13 protein-coding genes are annotated in these 16,422 nt (G+C 66.2%); 10 read left to right on the top strand and 3 right to left on the bottom strand.

Annotation, left to right across the window (positions count from 1 at the left end):
* Positions 1-7: 7 nt before the first annotated feature.
* From CK620_RS04335 to CK620_RS04325, 3 genes are all read left to right on the top strand, one after another.
* Positions 8-2,956: a valine--tRNA ligase gene (locus CK620_RS04335; RefSeq protein ID WP_095549273.1), complete on the top strand. Its 2,949-nt coding sequence runs from the start codon at positions 8-10 to the stop codon at positions 2,954-2,956.
* A 12-nt stretch (positions 2,957-2,968) separates the two neighbouring features.
* A complete protein-coding gene (locus CK620_RS04330) occupies positions 2,969-3,259 on the top strand; it encodes a pyridoxal-phosphate dependent enzyme (RefSeq protein ID WP_095549272.1) in 291 nt (96 codons plus the stop codon).
* 109 nt (positions 3,260-3,368) lie between these two features.
* Positions 3,369-3,809, top strand: a complete 441-nt coding sequence (locus CK620_RS04325) for a putative toxin-antitoxin system toxin component, PIN family (RefSeq protein WP_095549271.1) — start codon at positions 3,369-3,371, stop codon at positions 3,807-3,809.
* Positions 3,810-3,985: 176 nt separating this feature from the next.
* Here the strand turns inward: CK620_RS04325 and CK620_RS04320 are convergent, their stop codons facing one another.
* The 3 genes from CK620_RS04320 to CK620_RS04310 are packed head-to-tail and all read right to left on the bottom strand — an operon-like array spanning position 3,986 to position 6,324.
* Positions 3,986-5,518 carry a TIGR04222 domain-containing membrane protein gene (locus CK620_RS04320; protein WP_095549270.1) on the bottom strand — a complete coding sequence of 511 codons (1,533 nt, stop codon included), beginning with the start codon at positions 5,516-5,518 and terminating at the stop codon, positions 3,986-3,988.
* Between the two features lie 49 nt (positions 5,519-5,567).
* The gene (locus CK620_RS04315; RefSeq protein WP_095539236.1) at positions 5,568-5,903 is read right to left on the bottom strand and encodes a helix-turn-helix domain-containing protein; all 336 of its coding nucleotides are present in this window, start codon (positions 5,901-5,903) and stop codon (positions 5,568-5,570) included.
* A complete protein-coding gene (locus CK620_RS04310) occupies positions 5,854-6,324 on the bottom strand; it encodes a type II toxin-antitoxin system RelE/ParE family toxin (RefSeq protein WP_338062597.1) in 471 nt (156 codons plus the stop codon). Before CK620_RS04310 ends, CK620_RS04315 begins: the two co-directional genes overlap by 50 nt.
* A gap of 86 nt (positions 6,325-6,410) precedes the next feature.
* Between CK620_RS04310 and CK620_RS04305 the strand changes: the two genes are divergently transcribed.
* The 7 genes from CK620_RS04305 to CK620_RS04270 all read left to right on the top strand — a co-directional run bounded on the left by CK620_RS04305 (position 6,411) and on the right by CK620_RS04270 (position 16,418).
* On the top strand, positions 6,411-6,896 hold the full coding sequence (locus CK620_RS04305) for an NUDIX hydrolase (RefSeq protein WP_095549268.1): 486 nt from the start codon (positions 6,411-6,413) through the stop codon (positions 6,894-6,896).
* Between the two features lie 55 nt (positions 6,897-6,951).
* Positions 6,952-8,355: an aminopeptidase P N-terminal domain-containing protein gene (locus CK620_RS04300; protein ID WP_095549267.1), complete on the top strand. Its 1,404-nt coding sequence runs from the start codon at positions 6,952-6,954 to the stop codon at positions 8,353-8,355.
* Between the two features lie 108 nt (positions 8,356-8,463).
* A complete protein-coding gene (gene hemL / locus CK620_RS04295; RefSeq protein ID WP_179290573.1) occupies positions 8,464-9,771 on the top strand; it encodes a glutamate-1-semialdehyde 2,1-aminomutase in 1,308 nt (435 codons plus the stop codon).
* 232 nt (positions 9,772-10,003) lie between these two features.
* Positions 10,004-10,201, top strand: a complete 198-nt coding sequence (locus CK620_RS04290; protein ID WP_095542198.1) for a CsbD family protein — start codon at positions 10,004-10,006, stop codon at positions 10,199-10,201.
* 330 nt (positions 10,202-10,531) lie between these two features.
* Positions 10,532-11,899 (top strand): hypothetical protein, encoded by a 1,368-nt coding sequence (locus CK620_RS13745; protein WP_143325922.1) that lies wholly within the window; start codon positions 10,532-10,534, stop codon positions 11,897-11,899.
* 141 nt (positions 11,900-12,040) lie between these two features.
* Positions 12,041-12,604 (top strand): winged helix DNA-binding protein, encoded by a 564-nt coding sequence (locus CK620_RS14260; protein WP_420894207.1) that lies wholly within the window; start codon positions 12,041-12,043, stop codon positions 12,602-12,604.
* A gap of 31 nt (positions 12,605-12,635) precedes the next feature.
* The gene (locus tag CK620_RS04270; protein WP_095549264.1) at positions 12,636-16,418 is read left to right on the top strand and encodes a hydantoinase B/oxoprolinase family protein; all 3,783 of its coding nucleotides are present in this window, start codon (positions 12,636-12,638) and stop codon (positions 16,416-16,418) included.
* The last annotated feature ends 4 nt before the right edge of the window (positions 16,419-16,422 follow it).

Raw genomic sequence — 16,422 nt, 5'->3', positions numbered from 1 at the left:
CATTGCCATGAGCCCATCGACCCCCGCCCAACCCGGCCTTGCCTCCCTGTCCAAATCCTTTGAACCCGCCGCCATCGAGGCCCAATGGGGCCCCGCGTGGGAAGCCGCAGGCTTAGGCGCGGCGGGCTTTCGCGGCACGGGCGCGCCCAGCGCCGAGGCGGCCGCCAAGGGCGAGAACTTCGCCATCCAATTGCCGCCGCCCAATGTGACGGGCACGCTGCACATGGGCCATGCCTTCAACCAGACCATCATGGACAGCCTCACGCGCTACCACCGCATGCGGGGCTTCAACACGGCCTGGATTCCGGGCACCGACCACGCCGGCATTGCCACGCAAATTGTGGTCGAGCGCCAATTGCAGGCGCAAGGCATCAGCCGCTACGACATGGGTGCGACACCGCCCGAGGCGCGCAAGAACTTCGTCGCCAAAGTGTGGGAATGGAAGGAGCAAAGCGGCAACACCATCACCCAGCAAATGCGCCGCATGGGCGACACGGTGGACTGGAGCCGCGAGTACTTCACCATGGACGAGAAGCTCTCCAAAGTGGTGACGGAAACCTTTGTGCGCCTGTACGAGCAGGGCCTGATCTACCGCGGCAAGCGCCTGGTGAACTGGGACCCGGTGCTCAAAAGCGCGGTGAGCGATCTGGAGGTGGAAAGCGTCGAATCCGACGGCAAGATGCACTACATCTGCTACCCCTTCGTCGATGGCCCGCAGATGGTGGGCGGCAAGCTCGAACGCGGCATGACCATTGCCACCACGCGCCCCGAGACCATGATGGCCGACGGCGCGCTGGCCGTGCACCCCGAGGACGAGCGCTACAAGCACCTGGTGGGCAAGTGGGTGGAGCTGCCGCTGAACAACCGCAACATCCCCATCATTGCCGATGATTTCGTCGATCGTGAGTTCGGCTCGGGCTGCGTCAAGATCACCGGCGCGCACGACTTCAACGACTATGCCTGCGCGCTGCGGCACGATCTGCCGCTGATCACCATCTTCACGCTGGATGCGCACGTCAACGACAACGGCCCTGCGCCCTATCGCGGGCTGGACCGCTACGAAGCGCGCAAGCAGTTCCTGGCCGATTTGCAGGCCGGCGGCTACGTGATCGACATCAAGCCGCACAAATACATGCTGCCCATTTGCGCGCGCACTGGCTCGGTGGTGGAGCCCATGCTCACCGACCAATGGTTCATCGCCATGACCAAGGTGGGCGCGGGCGAGACCAAATCCATCGCGCAAAAAGCCATTGACGCCGTGCACAGCGGCCAGGTGCGCTTTGTGCCCGAGAACTGGGTCAACACCTACAACCAGTGGATGAACAACATCCAGGACTGGACCATCAGCCGCCAGCTCTGGTGGGGCCACCAAATCCCCGCCTGGTACGGCGAGGACGGCAGCGTGTACGTGGCCCGCAACGAGCAGGAGGCCCGCGCCAAGGCCGCTGCCACAGGCTACACCGGCGCGTTGGAGCGTGACCCCGACGTGCTGGATACCTGGTATTCCTCCGCCCTCGTGCCCTTCTCGACCATGGGCTGGCCCGAGGCCCAGAGCACGGACGGCAGCAGCGATGCCACCGCCGACTACAACCTGTATTTGCCCAGCAGCGTGCTGGTCACCGGCTACGACATCATCTTCTTCTGGGTCGCGCGCATGATCATGATGACGACCCACTTCACCGGCCGCGTGCCCTTCCGCGGCGTGTACATCCACGGCCTGGTGCGCGATGCGCAGGGCAAGAAGATGAGCAAATCGGAAGGCAACGTGCTCGACCCCGTGGACTTGATCGACGGCATTGCACTCGAACCCCTGCTGAAAAAACGCACCACCGGCCTGCGCAAGCCCGAAACCGCGCCGCAAGTGGAAAAGGCCACGCGCAAGGAATTCCCCGACGGCATCCCCGCCTACGGCGCAGACGCGCTGCGCTTTACCTTCGCGGCGCTGGCGAGCCTGGGCCGCAGTATCAACTTCGACAGCAAGCGCTGCGAGGGCTACCGCAACTTCTGCAACAAGCTCTGGAACGCCAGCCGCTTTGTGCTGATGAACTGCGAGGGCTTTGATTGCAGCGACGAGGGCACGGCCCAGCACCGCAGCGCCGCCGACCGATGGATCGTCAGCCGCCTGCAAAAGACCGAGGCCGCTATTGAACAAGGCTTTGCCGACTACCGGCTGGACAACGTCGCCACCGCCATTTACGACTTCGTCTGGAACGAGTACTGCGACTGGTACCTGGAAATCGCCAAAGTGCAAATCCAGACTGGCACGCCCGAGCAGCAGCGCGCCACGCGCCGCACCCTGCTGCGCGTGCTCGAAGCCGTGCTGCGCCTGGCGCACCCCGTCATCCCGTTCGTGACCGAAGCGCTGTGGCAAGTCGTGGCCCCGCTGGCAGGCAAGACCGTGCCGCCCGGCGGCAGCATCGCCACCGCGCCCTACCCGCAGGCGCAGGCCGAAAACATCGACGAAGCCGCCGAGGCCGAAGTCGCCCAGCTCAAAGCCCTGGTGGACGCCTGCCGCACCCTGCGCGGCGAGATGAACATCTCCCCCGCGCAGCGCCTGCCGCTGTATGCCGTGGCCGATTCGGCCGCCGCCAGCCAGCAACTGCAAGCCGTGGCGCCCGTGCTGCAAGCGCTGGCCAAGCTCAGCGAAGTCAAGGTCTTTGCCAGCGAGGCCGAGTGGGCGCAAGCCGCCGCCGCCGCGCCCGTGGCCGTGGTGGGCGATGCGCGCCTGTGCCTGTTCGTCGAAATCGACGTGGCCGCCGAACAAGCCCGCCTGAACAAGGAAATCGCCCGCCTTGAAGGCGAGGTGAAAAAGGCCGAAGGCAAACTCGCCAACGAAGCCTTCGTCGCCAAGGCCCCGCCTGCCGTCATCGAGCAGGAAAAGCAGCGCGTGGCCGACTTCGGCGCCACGCTGGCGCGCCTGCGCGAGCAGCTGGAGAAGCTGGCACAACTCGGCTGACGCCCCAACGCCATGCCCCTGCACATTGCCACCCCCTTGCTGGCCTCACCCGCGCTGAGTGCGGCTGCGGGCCGCGATGTCTGGCTCAAGCTCGAAGCCGTGCAGCCGCCGGGCTCCTTCAAGATTCGCGGCGTGGGTCTGCCCGTGACCGCAGTCCTGCCGCACACCACCAGCGCCCGCGCGCGCCAGGCCATCGCCCAGTACGGTGCCAAGGTCGTGGTGCATGGCCGCGTGTGGGACGAGGCCCGCGTGCTGGCGCAATTGCAGGCCTGGCACGCCGATCTGCATGTATCGCCACGATGAAGACCCACTGCCGCTTGCACTGCCAACGCAGCAGCTTCAAGGCCTGCGTGGCGCAGCCTCAAGCTGCCGCGCGACTGGCACGCGCCCAGCAGCAAACCAACCAGCAGAGATGACACCGCCGCGCGCCCTGGTGCTGGACACCAACATCGTGCTGGACATGCTGCTGTTTGGCGACCCGAGAGCGACCGCCGCGCAGGCGCAGCTGTGGGCTGCGCTGGCCCAACCCACGCCGCGCCTGCACTGGATCGCCACCACGGCCATGCGCGCCGAACTCGCGCACGTGCTGACCTATGCCCACCTGCAGCCGCGCATGGCCCATTACCAGCGAACGGCGGCAGACATCCTGGCGCAATTCGACGCTGCGGTCACCCTGGTCAATGCCGCCGCCGAAGCCTGCGTACGCTGCCGCGACGGCGACGACCAGAAATTCATCGACCTGGCCATCGCCCACCGCGCCGTGCTGCTGAGCAAGGACCGCCAGGTGCTCAAGCTGCGCAACCGCCTGGCGCGGCTGGACGTGCTGGCCGCAGCGGCACTGCCGCAGCTTTGAGAGCCTGTTCAAAGGCTCGGCGCGGGTGGGCAACAAGTGGTTTGGGATGGACTGCAAGGCGCAAAACGTCGACGGGCCGGGCGGCCCGGCGAGGCGTTGCAAGGCCGCAGACCGCACAAATCCTCTGGATGAATCGCCGTGCAGAGACTTTGAAAAGGCTCTGCGATCTGTCCACATCAACCGCCACAGCCCCCACAACCGCCGCCGCAGCCGCCGCCATCGCTGCCGGATGAGCCACTGCCAGCAATCCCGCCGCAGCCCGCGCCGCCCTGCCCGGCCTGGGCTGCAGGCGGCTGCATGAATGCCCCCTGCAGGGGCGCTGCCGCCGCCATGCCATGCAGCGCCGCTCCGCCCAGCAGGGCCAGCGCCCATGGCAGATGCGCCTGCCGCGCCTGCTTTGGATCGTCGCTGCGCTCCAGCTGCGCCAGGCGTTCGCGCTGGGCTTGCAGCACGGCCTGGCCTTCGAGGGTCAAGCGCGAGGGGCGCAAATGCCGCCACCACAGCAGCGGCGCCACCAACAGCAACAGCAGCAGCGCCAACAAGAAGCCCACCGGGCGCTGCAGCTGCCAGCCGCTGATCACCCGCAGCACGCCCACCAGCGCCAGGGCCGCGTAGCCCAGCGCCAGCAGCTTGGCATCCCAAGGCCGATACCACTGCCGGCGCTGCGGCGCCTGCAACCAGCCCTGCTGCCACAGGCGCTGTTGCAGATCGCGAATTTCCGGCTTGAGCTGCATTACGGCCTGCGCCCCGCTCTCGCCGTTGAGCAGCGCGGCAGCCACCTTGCGCTGCAGCGCATCGGGCTGCGCCAGCGGCGCGGCGCGCCGCCAGGCGCCCTCGTGCCAATGCACATGGCCAGCATGCCACAGCTCGGCGGCCACAGTGTGCGCCACCCGGTACGGCCCGCCGGCCAGAAAAGCCAGCTCATACAGCTGTGGCGCACGCGCCGGCAAGGCCTTGTGCCGCGCCGGGCGCAGCCGCCAGTGCAAATGCCGCGCATACCAGAGCAAGGCCAGCATGGCCAGGCCATACAGCAGCAAAAACAGCGGGCCGGACATGCGCTGCTGCGGCTGCGCCGCCGTCAGCTGCGCGCAGCCGGCCATCCAGGCGGCCAGGCCCAGCGCCCATGCGGCGCGCCCAATCCAGCCACCACCCCAGCCGCCGCTGCGCTTGTATTCCTGCTGTTGCCTGGGCTGGCCGCGCGCGGGCCACCAGCGCGGCTTGGGAATGCGCCAATGCGGCCGCTGCGCCACTGCAGCCGCAGCCTGCCAGCGCTGCGCGGGCGCGGGCCAAATGTCCGGCGGCGGGGCGGCGCCAAAGGCCTGGGCATAGGCCTGCAGCGTGCGCGCGTAGTTGTCCCGATGGCGCTGGCTCTCGCACGCGCCGCCCCGGTTGGGCACATGGTGCATGGTGACCTGCAGCACCTGCGGGCAGAACTGCTCGAAATAGGTCTGGCTGTCGAGCAAGTGCTCATGCCAGACGGCGTCGACGGCCTCGCTGGGGCATTGCGCGCCCTGGTGCGTGACCAGCAGCCACATGAAGCGCCGGTACTCCTGCACCGCGCGCGCGGCATAGGCCGCATCCCAGCCATGGCGCTGGCGCAGCCGCAGCTCCAGATGGCGCGCAAAGCCCTCGTCCTGCGGCCGCCAGCCCTGCAGCCGCTGCCACAGGGCATCTGCCGGCCCGGCCTGGGCCCTGGTGTGATCGTTCATGCCTGCTCCTTTGCTGAGCTTTTGTGCAAAAAACCGCTGGCGCGGCAAGTCACAGCACGGCTTCCAGCCCCTTGCGATCGAGCAGATTGAGCAGCTTGAGCGATGGGCCGCTGGGCTGTTTATCGCCTTGTTCCCATTTCCTCACGGTTGAGACACTGGTGTTGAGCACACTGGCCAGCACCGCCTGGCTGAGCTTGAGCTGAGCGCGCAGCGCGCGGATCTGGGCGCTGTCGTAAGTCGGCACGGGCTCGATGCAAAGTGCCTCAAACTGGCCCATCTTGCGCTTGTCAATGAAGCCCAGGCGATGCAGATCGGCTGCTGTCTCATGCACTGCATCAAGGATCGGACTCTTGGCGCGAGGCTTGGTGGGGGTCTTGACGTTCATGGCAAATCTCCTGCAAGAAACCGTCCTCGACGGCTTTGTTCAACTGCGCGGGCGTGCGCGCCAGCAACTGGCTGGCCAGAGCCTGCAAGGCCTCCAGCTCCACAGCGGAAATGTTGGCACGCGCACTCTTCTCGAAGCCGAACACGAAGAACCAACGATTGCCCAGCCGAGTCGCCACGAGTGTTCTGGCGCCACCGCTTTTGCCACGGCCGGGCAGGGCCACGCGCTTTTTGACCACACCGCCACCCAGGTCGGCATCTACCAGACCACAGCGCATTTCTTCGACAGCCGCGCAAAGCGCCGGGTCGGTCAATGCCGTTTTGCGCATCCAACGGCTGAAATAGCGGGTCTTAAAGACTCGTGACATTGAAATATTGTGCCACCTAGTGGCATATTTTCCAAAAAACTCCCATGCCATCATGACCGGACGGCCTGTGAATGCTCGCGCCTGCTCCTTGACTGTTCTATTGCCCGATGGGGGCTGACGGCAGTCCCATAATATGGCGCATGCCACAGCGCTGGAAACCCAATGTCACCGTCGCGGCCGTGATCGAGCGGCAAGGGCGCTTTCTGCTGGTCGAGGAGCACACCGCCGAAGGCCTGCGTCTGAATACGCCTGCCGGCCACCTGGATCCGGGCGAGAGCCTGCCGGCCGCCTGCCGCCGTGAAGTCCTTGAAGAGACGGCCTACGATTTCGAGCCCACCGCGCTGGTGGGCATTTATCTGCACCGCACCGCGCCAGATGCGCCGCAGGACATCACCTACCTGCGCTTTTGTTTTTGCGGCACGCTGGGCGCGCACCATGCCGGGCAGCCGCTGGACCAAGGCATCGTGCGCGCGCTGTGGCTGAGCCCACAGGAAATCCGAGCCAGCCGTGCGCTGCACCGCTCGGCGCTGGTGCAGCAATGCATCGACGACTACCTGGCCGGCCAGCGCAGCGCGCTGGATTTGCTGCACGCCCAAGTCCACCACCCGAACTGGGGCGGACAATAGCCCCTCTTGCCTGCCAGCCATCGCGGCTGGCCTTTTGCTTTTTGCCCCATCGCCTATGCACCACCGCCCCGATTTCGATGCCACGCCCTACATCCAGCGCCGTCAGCGCCTGGCCGCCAGCCTGCCGCCTGGCAGCATTGCGCTGATCCCCACAGCCCGGGAGTGCATTCGCAACCGCGACTCGCATTTCCCATACCGGCACGACAGCTACTTTTATTACCTGAGCGGCTTCACCGAGCCCGATGCCCTGCTGGTGCTGCACGCCGATGGCCAAAGCCTGCTGCTGTGCCAGCCCAAGGATCTGGAGCGCGAAATCTGGGATGGCTACCGCCTGGGCCCGCAGGCTGCCGTGCCCACCCTGGGGGTGGATGAGGCCGACAGCATCGAGCAGCTGGACGCGCGCCTGCCCGCGCTGCTGGAAAACAAAAGCGCCATTTACTACCCCTTTGCCACGCATGCCGGGCTGGCCGCACAGGTCGAGCGTTGGCTTGAGCGCGTGCGCGCCCGCGCCCGTTATGGCGCGCAAGTGCCCACGGCGCAGCACGACCTGTGCGAACTGCTCGATGAGATGCGCCTGGTCAAGGACGCGCACGAAATCGCCACCATCGGCCGCGCCTGCCAGATCAGCGCCCAGGCCCACATCCGCGCCATGCAGTGCTCGGCCCGGCTGCTGGCCGCTGGCGCCGATGCGCGCGAATACCACCTGGAGGCCGAGCTGCTGCACAGCTTCCGCCAGCACGGCGCGCAAGGCCCGGCCTACAGCAACATCGTCGCCGCTGGCGCCAACACCTGCGTGCTGCACTACCGCGCCAGCGATGCGCCGCTGCGCCCTGGCGAGCTGGTGCTGATCGACGCCGGCTGCGAGCTCGACGGCTACGCCAGCGACATCACCCGCACCTTCCCGGCCGATGGCCGCTTCAGCGGCGCGCAGCGCGCGCTGTACGAGCTGGTGCTGGCCAGCGAAGAGGCCGCCATCGCCGCGGCCCGCCCTGGCGCGCGCTTTACCGACCCGCACGACGCCGCCGTGCGCGTGCTCACCCAGGGCATGCTGGATCTGGGCCTGCTCGACGCGCAGCGCGTGGGCAGCCTGGACGATGCCATCGAGCAGCGCGCCTACTTCCAGTTTTACATGCACCGCACCGGCCACTGGATGGGCATGGACGTGCACGACTGCGGCAGCTACAACGAGCCCAGCGAGCGCGGTCAGCTGCACGAGCGGCGCGATGCCCTCTCGGGCGAGCTCATCCGCGAGCGCCCCTCCCGCATCCTGCGCCCGGGCATGGTGCTGACCATCGAGCCGGGCATCTACGTGCGCCCCGCCCCCGGCGTGCCCGAGGCCTTCCACCACATCGGCATCCGCATCGAGGACGACGCCCTCATCACCGCCGAGGGCAACACCCTGCTGACGCGCGATGCGCCGGTGCAACCCGACGAAATCGAAGCGCTGATGCGCGCCTGATGTGCCGCTGCTGCACGCCCGATGCAGAAGAGCCCGTGCAAGGCCATGAACAACGCCCTGCACGGGCGCTGCGCCCCCTGAACTGAAACCGACCCCATACCCCCTGCCATGAACGCCAACCAAACCCTGTTCGAACGCGCCCAACGCAGCATCCCCGGCGGCGTCAACTCACCCGTGCGCGCCTTCAAGGCCGTCGGCGGCACACCCGCCTTCATCGAACACGCCCAGGGCGCTTACCTCTGGGATGCTGGCGGCCAGCGCTACATCGACTACATCGGCTCCTGGGGGCCGATGATCCTGGGCCACGGCCACCCCGAGGTGCTGGAGGCCGTGGCCCGCGCCGCGCGCGAAGGCCTGTCCTTCGGCGCTCCCACCGAGCGCGAGATCGAGCTGGCCGAGCAAATCCTGCAGCTCATGCCCAGCATGGAGATGGTGCGCCTGGTCAACTCCGGCACCGAAGCCAGCATGAGCGCCATCCGCCTGGCGCGTGGGGCCACCGGGCGCCACAAAATCATCAAGTTCGAGGGCTGCTACCACGGCCACGCCGACGCCCTGTTGGTCAAGGCCGGCTCGGGCCTGGCCACCTTCGGCCACGCCACCAGCGCCGGCGTGCCGCCGGACGTGGTGCGCGACACCCTGGTGCTGGAATACAACAACGTCGCCCAGCTTGAAGAAGCCTTTGCCCGCTTTGGCGCCGAAATCGCCTGCGTCATCATGGAGCCCATTGCCGGCAACATGAACTTCGTGCGCGCCAGCCTGCCCTTCATGCAGGCGGCGCGCCAACTCACGCGCCAGGCCGGCGCGCTGCTCATCATTGACGAGGTCATGACCGGCTTTCGCGTCGCGCTGGGCGGCGCGCAAAGCCTGTATGCCGCGCAGCTGCCGGGCTTTGCGCCCGATCTGACAGTGCTGGGCAAGGTCATCGGCGGCGGCATGCCACTGGCCGCATTTGGCGGGCCGCGCGCCATCATGGAGCAGCTCGCGCCGCTGGGCCCGGTCTACCAGGCCGGCACGCTCTCGGGCAACCCCGTGGCCACCGCCTGCGGCCTGGCCACGCTGCGCCTGATCCAGCAGCCGGGCTTTCACACCGTACTGGGCGCACGCACCCGCGCCCTGGTCGATGGCCTGCAACAAGCCGCCAGCGCCGCCGGCATCACCTTGAGCGTGGACAGCGAAGGCGGCCTGTTCGGCTTCTTCCTGCTGCCGCAGCTGCCGCAGAACTACCAGCAGGTCATGCGCAGCGACGGCGCACGCTTCAACCAGCTGTTCCACGGCCTGCTGGCGCGCGGCGTGTACCTAGCCCCAGCCCTGTACGAAGCCGGCTTCGTCAGCGCCGCGCACAGCGCCCAAGACATCGAAGACACCCTGGCCGCCGCAGGCGAGGTCTTTCAGGAAATGGCGCGAACTGCCGTGTGACATGCATTGGCAAAGGCATCGCCTCATATGCCGGCCAGCCTTTGATTTCGACCGCCCAACCAAGGCCAGTATCCATGACCAATTTCATGGCAGGCCTCATCGGAAAATCAAAAACACATTCAGAACACAAAAACCATTCAAGAGCACCCGATTTGACAAATCCTGAAATGCTGTTACCCTGAAAGGCAAGATTTGATTTCCAAATCGAATTCCATTTAAGAAAGGAAATGCCATGAACATGGACATCATCGAAGGCAAGTGGGAGCAACTCAAAGGCAAGGCCAAGGAAAAATGGGGCAAGCTGACCAACGACGATTGGACTGTCATTGAAGGCAAGCGTGACCAGATGGCCGGTCTGATCCAGGAGCGTTATGGCCGCACCAAGGAAGAGGCAGAAAAAGAGGTTGAAGACTGGTTCAACAACAATTGAGCAATGCCCTAAAGATTGCCAAACACATAAAAATCCACCCTTATGGGTGGATTTTTATTTTCCACCCAAAAACACAATCTAAAAATTACATAAATTTTCACTATGACAATAACCATTTGATTTTTGCGTTTTTAAGAAACCGATTACTCCCGCGATTACTCGTGTGTTATATTCAATATCCAAATTTCATGAATCACCCATTTGAATCACCCATTTGAATCACCCATTTCAGTCAATGAAACCATTGGACGTAAACTCAATGGCTTCTGATCTGAAAAATCAAGTTTCATGAAATGAATTTCAAATCCATTCACCGATTGAGGAGAACAAATGACCGACAAGAAAATCCATGATGGCGACCTGAACCGTGACCCGATCACCGGCGAGCCCGGCGCCCACCCTGTGGGCACCGGCATTGGCTCTGCCAGCGGCGCGGCGGCGGGTGCAGCGGTGGGCGCCGCCGTGGGCGGCCCCATTGGGGCGGTGGTGGGCGGCGCCGTGGGCGCGATCTCCGGCGGGCTGGCAGGCAAAGGCGCTGCCGAGGCTGTCAACCCCACAGCGATCGATCCCGTAGCCGAAGAAGCCTTCTGGCGCGAAAGCTATACCAAGGCGCCTGGCTATCGCTCCGACTACACCTTTGACGACTACGGCCCGGCCTATCACCTCGGCTACGACGCTTACTCGCGCCACAACGGCCGCAGCTACGACGAGGTCGAGACTGAATTGGCGCGTGAATGGGAAATGCAAAAGCGCAGCTCGCGCCTGAACTGGGATGAGGCCAAGGCCTCGGCGCGCGCCGCCTGGAATCGCCTGGAGCAACGCCAGGGCAGCGCTGAAGGCCGGCCTGTGCAGGCCCAGGCCGTGGCAGTGCCGCAGGGCGATGCCAACCCCGACCCCATCACTGGAGAGCCTGGCGCACACCCCGTGGGCACAGGCGTTGGCGCAGCCGGTGGCGCTGCTGCAGGCGCGGCCATTGGCACCATGGTGGCGGGCCCGGTGGGCACGCTGGTGGGCGGCGTGATCGGCGCCGTCTCCGGCGGCCTGGCCGGCAAGGGCGCTGCCGAAGCCGTCAACCCCACAGTGGTCGATCCGACGGCTGAGGACGCCTACTGGCGCGGCAATTTCACCAATGCCCCCGGTTACAGCGCGGACTACAGCTACGACGACTACGGCCCCGCCTACCAATTGGGCTATGACAGCTATGGCCGCTACCACGGCCGCAGCTACGACGAGGTTGAGGCCGAGCTGGCGCGTGAGTGGCAGAACGTGAAGCAAAACTCCCGCCTGAGCTGGGAGCAGGCCAAGCACTTCACGCGCGGCTTGGCAGCGACTGGCGAACAAGGGCTAAAAGCCAGCCAGACAATCGGCTTGGGCAAGGCGCTGCCAAGCGCCAAACCGCACACATCCGCCAACAAGCCCAGGGGGGCCAGCACATGCTGGCCCCTTTTTTTCGTTGGGCCATGCATCACCGTGCAGTGTCGCCGCAGTGCCAGGCCACAGTCCATCGCCCCAGTGGCATGGCGTTTTTACCGGTATCTTGTTGGCATTGAATCGACAAAATACCCGGCACTTTGCCACTATGAGCCACCAAGACCCCACCCCTGCCGAACCCGACGCCGCTGGCTCTGCCAGCCCTGCGCGGCCCTACATCGTTGCCTCGTCGCAGCTGGTTTCGGCCCACAGCGCCGAAATGAGTGAGCCAGGGCCTGTTCACACGATGCAAGGAGTCGCGAAGGCATGAAAAATCGCTCCGATCAAGGCGCACGTCGCAGGGCGTATGTCGATACGCCCAAGACGGGCAACGCCGAGCGGAGCGATTTTTCATGCCTTCCCCAAGGGTTGGGGCCTGCAGGGGCCGCCCACAGCGTTGGCAATCCTCGCAAGGCATCCCAGCCTTGCTGCGGTTGCCGCCTTGTGCTCGGCCCCTGCAGGCCCCAACGCGATCTCCTTGCATCGTGTGGACAGGCCCTAAAGTTCAGCCTTACGGTGTGCTGGAACGCCTTCAGCCGCTGGGCCGTTCGCTGCATGGCTGCTGCGGGTGTGCCGGATCTGACCTTCACCGACGTGCTGGTGCTGCACCACATCAACCACCGTGGCCGGGGCAAGAAGCTGGCCGACATCTGCTTCGTGCTCAACTACGAGGACACGCACGTCGTCAACTACGCGCTGAAAAAGCTGGTGGCCGCCGGTCTGGCCGTGGGCGAAAAAACCGGCAAGGAAGTTTTCTACAGCCCCACCGAGCGCGGTCAGCAAGTGGCCGAGCGCTACCGCCAGGTGCGCGAGCAGTGCCTGATTGACAGCGTCAATGGCGAGCTCAATCCGCAAATTGGCGAACTGGCGCGCTTTCTGCGCCTGATGAGCGGCCTGTACGACCAGGCCGCGCGTGCGGCCTCCTCGCTGTGAGCCATGGTTTGACCCTTTCATCTCCTCCCGCATGACCTCTGCCCACACCCCTGCAGCCCGCTGGCAATTCTGGATCGACCGTGGCGGCACCTTCACCGACATCGTGGCCAAGCGCCCCGACGGCAGCCTCATCACCCACAAGCTGCTGAGCGAAAACCCCGAGCAGTACCGGGATGCCGCCGTGGCCGGCATCCGCCAGCTGCTGGGCCTGGCCCCTGGCGAGCCCATCACGCCCGAGTTGGTCGAGTGCGTGAAGATGGGCACCACCGTGGCCACCAATGCGCTGCTGGAGCGCAAGGGCGAGCCCACGCTGCTGGTGACCACGCGCGGCTTTCGCGATGGCCTGCGCATTGCCTACCAGAATCGACCGCGCCTGTTTGACCGCCACATCGTGCTGCCCGAGCTACTCTACAGCGCCGTGGTCGAGGCCGACGAGCGCGTCAGCGCCTTGGGCGAGGTCGTCACCCCGCTGGACGAATCGCAGCTGCGGCAGGCCCTGCAGATGCACGCCAACCAGGGGCTGCGATCGGTGGCCATCGTGTTCATGCACGGCTGGCGCTTCACCGCCCATGAACAAGCTGCCACGCGCATCGCCCACGAGGTGGGCTTTGCGCAAATCAGCACCAGCCACTCCACCAGCCCGATGATGAAGTACGTCAGCCGGGGCGACACCACAGTGGTCGATGCCTACCTCTCGCCCATCCTGCGCCGTTATGTGGATCAGGTGGCCGGCGAGATGCCGGGCGTGAAGCTGTTTTTCATGCAATCGAGCGGCGGCCTGACCGATGCGCGCGCCTTCCAGGGCAAGGACGCCATCCTCAGCGGCCCGGCCGGCGGCATCGTGGGCATGGCGCGCACTGCGCAACTGGCCTTTGCGCACGAGCGAGCCAATCCGCCCGCTGCCACAGAGGCGCCAAGCGCGGCCATGCGCGCAGATCACCCCCGGGTCATCGGCTTCGACATGGGCGGCACCAGCACCGACGTGAGCCACTACGCCGGCCAGTTCGAGCGCGAGTTTGAAACCCAGGTGGCCGGCGTGCGCATGCGCGCGCCCATGATGAGCATCCATACCGTGGCCGCTGGCGGCGGCTCCATCCTGCAGTTTGACGGCACGCGCTTTCGCGTCGGGCCGCAAAGCGCTGGCGCCAACCCCGGCCCGGCCAGCTACCGGCGCGGCGGCCCGCTGGCCGTGACCGACGCCAACGTCATGGTCGGCAAGCTGCAGCCGGCCTACTTTCCCAAAGTGTTCGGCCCCGATGCCAGTCAGGCGCTCGATGGCGAGGTGGTGCGCGCGCGCTTTGCCGACATTGCCCAGCAAATCGGCGCCAGCGCCGCCGGCGACCAACGCAGCCCCGAAGACGTGGCGCACGGCTTCATCCAGATCGCCGTGCAGCAAATGGCCGGCGCCATCAAGAAAATCAGCGTGGTGCGCGGCTACGACGTCACGCACTACACCCTGCAGTGCTTTGGCGGCGCGGGCGGCCAGCACGCCTGCCTGGTGGCCGATGCGCTGGGCATGTCCCGCGTGCTCGTGCACCCGCTGGCGGGCGTGCTCTCAGCCTATGGCATGGGCCTGGCCGACCAGAGCGTGATGCGCGAGACCGCCGTAGAACTGCCACTTTCCGCTGCGGCCCTGCCCCAGGTGCGCCAGCGCCTGGCCGAGCTGACCCAGGCCGCCCGCGAGGAGCTGCTGCGGCAGGGCGTGGGCCACGGCACCATCGGCGTGCACCACCGGCTGCACCTACGCTACGAGGGCACAGACTCGGCCCTGATCGTGCCCTTTGACTCCAATGACGGCACCGATGACACCGCCGATGACGGCGCGGCGCTGGCGGCCATCGGGCAGGCCTTCGACGCCGCCTACCTGCAGCGCTTTGGCTTTCTGATGCATGGCAAATCGCTGGTGGTGGAGGCCGTCTCGGTCGAGGCCGTGGCCGCCGGCGATGCCCCGGCCGAGCGCGCCCAGCCCCTGCACCCCGCGCGCGAGGTGCCCCGGCGCGAAACCGTGCGCATCTACACCACTGGCCTGGACGGCCAGCCCAGCTGGCACGAGGCCGCCCTGGTCGTGCGCGAGGACATGCGCGCAGGCGACGTGCTGCAAGGCCCGGCCATCATTGCCGAGCAAAACGCCACCACTGTGCTGGAACCCGGCTGGCGCGCCCGCCTGACGGCGCTGGACCATCTGGTGCTGGAGCGCACCGCCCCGCGCGCCGCGCAATTTGCCGCCGGCACGCAGGTTGACCCCGTGCTGCTGGAGGTGTTCAACCACCTGTTCATGAACATCGCCGAGCAAATGGGCCTGCAGCTGCAGAACACGGCCTACTCCGTCAACATCAAGGAGCGCCTGGACTTCAGCTGCGCGCTGTTCGATGCGCAGGGCCAGCTCATCGCCAACGCGCCGCACATGCCCGTGCACCTGGGCTCCATGGGTGAGAGTATCAAGACCGTCATCCGCGACAACGCCGGCCGCATGCGCCCAGGCGACGTCTATGCCCTCAATGACCCCTACCACGGCGGCACGCACCTGCCCGACGTGACCGTCATCACCCCCGTGTACCTCGATGGTGCCAGCGAGCCGCTGTTCTACGTGGGCAGCCGCGGCCACCATGCCGACATCGGCGGCATCTCGCCGGGCTCCATGCCGCCGTTTTCCACCCGCATCGAAGAAGAAGGCGTGCAGATCAGCAACTTCAAGCTGGTCGATGCCGGCCGGCTGCGCGAGGCCGAGCTGATCGCGCTGCTGCAAAGCGGCCCCTACCCCAGCCGCAACCCGCAGCAAAACCTGGCCGACCTGAAAGCACAGATCGCCGCCAACGAAAAAGGCGTGCAGGAGCTGCGCAAGATGGTCGAGCAATTCGGCCTGGACGTGGTGCGCGCCTACATGGGCCACGTGCAGGACAACGCCGAGGAAAGCGTGCGCCGCGCCATCGCGCGCCTGGCCGCGCGCATGCAGGGCGGGCAATTCACCCTGCCGCTGGACAACGGCGCGCACATCCAAGTGGACGTGCGCATCGATGGCGCCGCCCGCAGCGCCCGCGTGGACTTCAGCGGCACCAGCGCCCAGCAAAGCAACAACTTCAACGCCCCCACGGCCGTGTGCATGGCGGCCGTGCTGTACGTGTTCCGCATGCTGGTGGACGACGACATCCCGCTCAATGCCGGCTGTCTCAAACCCATCGAGGTCATCATCCCCGAAGGCTCGATGCTCAGGCCCGCGCCGCCTGCCAGCGTCGTGGCAGGCAACGTGGAAACCTCCACCTGCATCACCAACGCCCTGATCGGCGCCCTGGGGCTGATGGGCGCCAGCCAGTGCACGATCAACAACTTCACCTTCGGCAACGCACAGCACCAGTATTACGAAACCATCTCCGGCGGCTCCGGCGCAGGCGGCGTGTTCGATGAGCGCGGCCAGCTGGTGGGTGGCTTTGACGGCACCAGCGTGGTGCAAACGCACATGACCAATTCGCGCATGACCGATCCCGAGGTGCTGGAGTGGCGCTTTCCCGTACGGCTGGAGAGCTACGCCATCCGCCCCGATTCAGGCGGCGCGGGCCGCTGGCGCGGCGGCAATGGCGGCGTGCGCCGCCTGCGCTTCTTGCAGCCCATGACGGCCAGCATCCTCAGCAACGGCCGCGTGCACGGCGCCTTCGGCATGGCCGGCGGCGCAGCGGGCGCTGTGGGCATCAACCGCATCGTGCGCGCAGATGGCCAGGTGCAGGAGCTGGGCCACATCGGCAGCGCCGAAATGCAGCCCGGTGACATCTTCGAGATCCACACCCCCGGCGGCGGTGGCTTTGGCAGCAGCCAAGGGTGAGGGC

Source organism: Vandammella animalimorsus (genome assembly GCF_002285285.1).
GTDB lineage: Bacteria > Pseudomonadota > Gammaproteobacteria > Burkholderiales > Burkholderiaceae_C > Lampropedia > Lampropedia animalimorsus.
Note: the sequence above shows the minus strand (reverse complement) of the source record. Positions and strands in the feature narration are given on the sequence as shown.